The sequence below is a fragment of the Acidimicrobiales bacterium genome, from assembly GCA_036273495.1.
Classification (GTDB): domain Bacteria; phylum Actinomycetota; class Acidimicrobiia; order Acidimicrobiales; family JAJPHE01; genus DASSEU01.
In genome coordinates, this window is the sequence record DASUHN010000032.1 from 1 (window position 1) to 5,409 (window position 5,409).

General features: G+C 71.6%; 7 protein-coding genes and 1 tRNA gene. 4 read left to right on the forward strand and 4 right to left on the reverse strand.

The features are described 5' to 3' along the window. The 3 genes from VFW24_01390 to VFW24_01400 form a co-directional block, all read left to right on the forward strand. Positions 1-552: hypothetical protein (locus VFW24_01390; GenBank protein ID HEX5265404.1), on the forward strand; the 552-nt coding region annotated here is incomplete at its 5' end. Between the two features lie 2 nt (positions 553-554). After that, the gene (locus tag VFW24_01395) at positions 555-1,154 is read left to right on the forward strand and encodes a phage tail protein (GenBank protein HEX5265405.1); all 600 of its coding nucleotides are present in this window, start codon (positions 555-557) and stop codon (positions 1,152-1,154) included. Next, positions 1,151-2,074: a phytanoyl-CoA dioxygenase family protein gene (locus tag VFW24_01400; GenBank protein HEX5265406.1), complete on the forward strand. Its 924-nt coding sequence runs from the start codon at positions 1,151-1,153 to the stop codon at positions 2,072-2,074. The genes VFW24_01395 and VFW24_01400 overlap by 4 nt, the downstream gene beginning before the upstream one ends. Here the strand turns inward: VFW24_01400 and VFW24_01405 are convergent. Together VFW24_01405 and VFW24_01410 are read right to left on the reverse strand one after the other, a co-directional pair. Further along, positions 2,049-3,170, reverse strand: a complete 1,122-nt coding sequence (locus VFW24_01405) for a ferritin-like domain-containing protein (protein ID HEX5265407.1) — start codon at positions 3,168-3,170, stop codon at positions 2,049-2,051. The genes VFW24_01400 and VFW24_01405 overlap by 26 nt on opposite strands. Then, positions 3,167-3,763, reverse strand: a complete 597-nt coding sequence (locus tag VFW24_01410; GenBank protein ID HEX5265408.1) for a helix-turn-helix domain-containing protein — start codon at positions 3,761-3,763, stop codon at positions 3,167-3,169. Before VFW24_01410 ends, VFW24_01405 begins: the two co-directional genes overlap by 4 nt. An 88-nt stretch (positions 3,764-3,851) precedes the next feature. Here VFW24_01410 and VFW24_01415 point away from each other — a divergent pair, with 88 nt between their 5' ends. Next, entirely contained in the window at positions 3,852-4,760 is a 909-nt protein-coding gene (locus VFW24_01415; GenBank protein HEX5265409.1) for an alpha/beta hydrolase, read from the forward strand. A 36-nt stretch (positions 4,761-4,796) separates the two neighbouring features. On the opposite strand, the gene VFW24_01420 is transcribed toward VFW24_01415, so the two are convergent. Both VFW24_01420 and VFW24_01425 read right to left on the reverse strand, forming a co-directional pair. Then, a tRNA-Gly gene (locus VFW24_01420) sits at positions 4,797-4,867 on the reverse strand. A gap of 239 nt (positions 4,868-5,106) precedes the next feature. Then, positions 5,107-5,409 (reverse strand): hypothetical protein (locus VFW24_01425; protein ID HEX5265410.1); only part of this gene is annotated, 303 nt, incomplete at its 5' end.

The following is a 5,409-nucleotide window of genomic DNA, read 5'->3' on the forward strand; positions in this document are numbered from 1 at the left end:
GCCGCCCCCGAGGCGGTGCGGGTGCGCGCCGTGCCCGCCGACCGGCCCGAGGACGCCGGCGGGCTCCGCGTCCTGCTCGTGCCCCACGCCACCCCCGACGACCAGGGCCGCCTCACGCTCACCCAGCTGGCCCCGCCCGAGCACATGCTCCGGACCGTCTCGGACTACCTCGGCCGGCGCCGCTGCGTCGGGGCCCGGGTGATGGTCGAGCCGCCCTACTACCAGGGCGTCACGGTCGTGGCCCAGCTCCTCGTGCATCCCTGGGCCGACGTCAACGCCGCCCAGACGGCCGCCCTCGACGCCCTCTACGGCTACCTCAACCCCCTCACCGGCGGCCCCGACGGCGCGGGTTGGCCCTTCGGCCAGGCGGTCCACACCGGCGAGATCTATGCCATCCTCCAGGGCGTCCCGGGGGCGCGGGTCGTCGAGGACGTCCGCCTCTTCGCCGCCCACCCCATCTCGGGGCGCAGGGGCGACGCCGTCAACCGGGTCGACGTCCCTCCCAACGCCCTGGTGTTCTCGTATGAGCACCAGGTGCGGGTGGAGGTCTGACGATGGCGGTCACGTCCGACGAGATGCTCGACCTCGAGCTGCCGGCGCCGCTCCCGTTCTCCCGGCGGGGCGCGATCGACGGTCTGCGCAGCCGGATGCAGATCGGTCACTCGCTGCCGGCCGTCTACCAGGGCGACGACTTCTGCCAGCGGCTCACCACCGTGTTCGACGACGCCCTCTCCCCGGTGGTCTCCACCCTCGACTGCTTCGACGCCTACGTCGATCCGGCGCTGGCGCCCGAGGACTTCGTGGAGTGGCTGGCGGGATGGGTGGCCGTTTCCCTCGACGAGGCGTGGGCGCCGGCGCGGCGGCGCCAGCTCGTGGCCCGGGCCGTCGAGCTGTACCGCAGCCGGGGCACCGTCGACGGGCTGGTGGCGGCGGTGGAGCTCTACACCGGCGTCACCCCCGAGGTCATCGAGAGCGGGGGGTGCGGCTGGTCGGAGGTGGCCGACAGCGCCCTGCCCGGTACCGCCCAGCCCCGGCTCCAGGTCATCGTGCGGACGTCGGACCCCTCGCGGGTGGACGTCCGGGTGGTCGAACGGATCGTGGCGGAGAACAAGCCCGCTCACCTCCCCCACACCGTCGAGATCACCGCGGGGTGACCCTGGCGGCTGTGGCGCCCGCAGCGGGGGCCCGCGACCGGACCGGCTACGAACGCGACGGCAGGGTTCTCCTCCGCTCCCTGATCGGGCCCGACGAGGTGGCGACCGTCCGCCGGGAGATCACCTGTGTCCTGAGGCGGCACGGATGGACGGCGGGGCCGCCGTCTCCGGCCGACCCCGGCGCCCCCATCCCCGTCCGGGACGGGTGGAACCCGTTGGCGCCGGCGGCCGGGGACCGCGCCGCCTACCGCGACATCTGCGCCCTCGAGTCACTGCACCGGCTCGGTGACCATCCCGCCCTGACCGCGGCCGCGGCCGGGTTGCTCGGGGACCACGACGTCCTCCGCCATCCCCGCCCCGTGGCGCGTGTGGTGGCGCCCGCCGCCGGCTCCCCCCAACCGCCCACCCCGCCGCACCAGGACCACGTGAACATGCAGGGGGGGCGCCGGGCGGTCGTGGCCTGGATAGCCCTGACCGCCTGCCCCCTTCGGGCGGGCGCCCTCGAGGTGGCGCTCGGCTCCCACCGGGACGGCCCGCGCCCTCACGCCCTGGCCCCGGGATCCGGTGTGCTGTCCTGCCCGGTCGATCCCGGCGACCGCTGGTGGAGCGACGACCTGGAGCCCGGGGACGCGATCCTCTTCGACGCCCTGAGCGTGCACCGCGCCCTCCCCAACCGGTCGGAGGGCTTCCGCCTCTCCGTCGACTTCCGCTACCAGCCCCGGCGGGACCCGGTCTGTGCCCTGACCCTCGGCGCCTACGGCGACCTGGGTTGGGACGAGATCTACGCCGGCTGGAGCGCGCCAGCGGGACCGGCGGCCAGCGCGCCGTACTACTGGCGGGACATGGACCTGTGTGTCGAGCCCCACGACCCGGCCTACTGCCGGGCGGATCCGGTCAGGCCGGCTGGGCCTCGGGGTTGATGGCGTCCAGCGCCGAGTACTCCTCGCTGGTGTCCACCCAGTCCTCGAACTGGATGACCCCGATCTCGGTGAACTTCTGACGCAGCCAGCCGTCCCCGGCGTCGAGGAGCCCCAGCTTCTTGCAGTTCGGGACGATCTTCGAGAACAGCATCGCCTGGAACATGTCCTGGCCGGGGTTGGGGTTCTCGGTGATGAACTTGATCACCGCCCGCGGGTCCTCCCCGACCCGCTCCCACACCTCGGGGGCGAAGAACCGGTTCCGCAGCCGCAGCGCCGCCTCGAAGGCGAACTCCTGGCGGCTCAGGATCTCGTCGTGGTTCAGGCCGGCATAGAACTCCTTCAGTGACAGCACACCGAAGGCCACGTGGCGGGCCTCGTCGCTCATCACGTAGCGGAGCAACTGCTTGAGCAGGGGCTCGGTCGTGATCATGTGCATCATCCCGAAGGCGGCGAGGGCCAGGCCCTCGACCATGATCTGCATCCCGAGGTAGGTGATGTCCCACCGGTTGTCCTCGATGATCGTGTCGAGCAGGCTGCCGAGGTTGGGGTTGATCGGGTACGCCCCGCCCATCTTCTCCTCGATGTAGCGCGAGAAGACCTCGACGTGGCGGGCCTCGTCGACCACCTGGGTGGCGGCGTAGTACTTGGCGTCGATCCAGGGAACGGTGGCGGTGATGAGCCCCGTGCACACCAGCGCCCCCTGCTCCCCGTGCAGGAACTGCGACAGCAGCCACTTCTGCTGCTCCATGCCGAAGCGGCTCCACTGCTCGTCGCCCCACTTGGCCAGCGGGGATCCGGCCACATCGGCCATCATCTCGAAACGGGCGTTCGACGCCCCGAACTCGGCGGCCAGCTTCTCGTTGTCGACCTCGGTGTCCCAGGGCAGATCGGTGGTCGCGTTCCACTGGGACGCCTTGCCCTTCTCGTAGAGCTTCGCCAGCGCCGGACGGCTCCGCGAGTAGTCCCACGTGAACAGCACCTCGCTGTGCTGGTCGACGGAGTGCACCACCTCGTCGAGGTTGGCCCGGTCGGCGCCGATGATGCTGTCGAGATCCTCTTCGGTGAGCGGCTTCACCTTGTGGTCGATGTCGGTCATTGGTCCTCCCCGGGTCTGAATTGGTCGACGATTCGGTTGATGAACGACGCCCAGGCGTCGCGATCGGTGCTCTGCAGGTCCATGGCCCGCAGCAGCAGCGAGCCGAGGCCCAGCATCAGGCAGAAGCGGGCCACCACGGCCGGGTCGACGTCGGGGACGACGTCACCGGCGGCCTGGCCGAAGCGGATGAGCTCGGCCATGAGCTCCTCCCGGCCCGCCACCTCGCGGAGCAGGATCGGCGCCGCCTCGGGATCCCGCCGCGAGGCCGTGATGAGCTCGACGAGCAACGGCGCCGCCAACGGCCCGTGGTCGAGGCGCTTGCCCTGCTCGGCGATGAGGTCGAGCACCCCCATCGGCTGTTCGGCGGCCAGGAGCCGCCCCAGCTCGTCGGCGCTGTGCTGCTCGACCACCGCGGCGAGCAGCTCGGCCTTGGACCCGTAGTGGTTGTAGATGGCCCCGACGCTCAGGCCCGCCTTCTCGGCGATCTGAGCCACTCGGGCGCCCTCGAAGCCGTCCCGCCCGAAGACGGCGGCGGCGGCGTTCAGGAGTCTGTGCCTGGTCTCCGCCGGCGACAGCCCTGCCACTCTCCCCACGAGCAGGATAATAATGAGCGCTCATTCATTAGACAACCGCCCGTGCCTCCCCTTGACCTCCGGGGGGGCAGGGTCAAGGATCCGGCCCATGGCACAGGCAGCCGCCAACGGCATCGAGATCGAGTACGACACCTTCGGGGAGCCGGGGCTACCGCCCCTCCTGCTCGTGATGGGCCTGGGTGCCCAGATGATCACGTGGGACGAGGGCTTCTGCGAGCAGCTGGCGGCCGAGGGCTTCTTCGTCGTCCGTTACGACAACCGCGACACGGGCCTGTCGACCAGGTTCGAGGAGGCCGGGCTCCCCGACCTGGGCTCGCTGATGGCCGCCATGGCCACGGGGGAGAGCGCCCCGGCGGGAGCGACGGCCTACACCCTGGAGGACATGGCCGACGACGGGATCGGCGTCCTCGATGCGCTGGGGCTGGGCCGGGCCCACATCGTCGGGGCGTCGATGGGCGGGATGATCGTCCAGGCCATGGCCATCCGCCATCCGGGCCGGGTGCTGTCGATGTGCTCGATCATGTCGACGACCGGAGACCGCTCCGTCGGCGCCCCCACCCCCGAGGCCATCGGCGCCCTGATGTCGGCGCCGCCGGCCAACCGGGCCGAGGCCATGGACCGGGCCATCGAGGCCCAGAAGGTGATCGGCGGCAAGGGGTTCCCGGTCGACGAGGAGCGCCTGCGCCAGCGGGCCGGGCGGGCCTACGACCGGGCCTTCTATCCGCCCGGCATGGCCCGCCAGCTGGCCGCCATCCTCACTGCGTCGGACCGCACTCCGGCGCTGGCCCGGGTGGCCGTCCCGACGCTCGTGATCCACGGCGAGGACGACCCGCTGGTGACGCCCTCCGGCGGCCAGGCCACCGCCCGCGCCGTCCCCGGCGCCGAGCTGCTGACCATCCCGGGGATGGGCCACGACCTCCCCGAGCCGGCCTGGCCCCGCATCATCGGTGCCATCGCCGCGAACGCCCGGCAGGCGGTGGCGACCCCCGCTGCATGAGCCTGAGCGGGACAGCCCGAGCCGCCCTCTGCGGAGAGCGGGCGACGGGAATTGAACCCGTATCATGACCTTGGAAGGGTCAGGTTCTGCCGTTGAACTACGCCCGCGGGGTCGGGGAGGGGGGATTTGAACCCCCGACCGCCTGCCCCCAAAGGATGTCAGACCGAGTCCAGGCCGTGCTGCTCAATCCGCATAGTACCCGTGAGCAGGGCGGTTGCGAAACGGCGATGGACGTGCGATGACGGCGCGGCACGCCGCGGAACGGGGCGGATTGATACATCTGGGATACCCGACGGACCGAGCAGGCCGCGCCGGGTCGGAGTCGCTGTCGACGCCCGGCCGATCCTCAGCCGAGTAGGCGGCACAGCTCGCTCAGAATCCGGGGCAGGTCAACTGTGGTGTCCGTCCAGACCCTGTCAGGCGACAGATCGTCCGGCAGTCCGTGGGCCAGGCGGTGCCGGTACGCCGCCAGCTCGGCCCACGGGTCCCGGCCGACCTCCAGGCCCGCCGCCTGTCGATACTCCTCGGCCAGGTTGCCCGCCGTGATCCAAAGGCGTTCGACGGCGAGACGGAGCACGCGGTCGGAGTCCCAGCCCTGCTTGATGGCTGGCACGAGGGCTTGGATCTCTTGGAGGGTCTCGACGAGGCT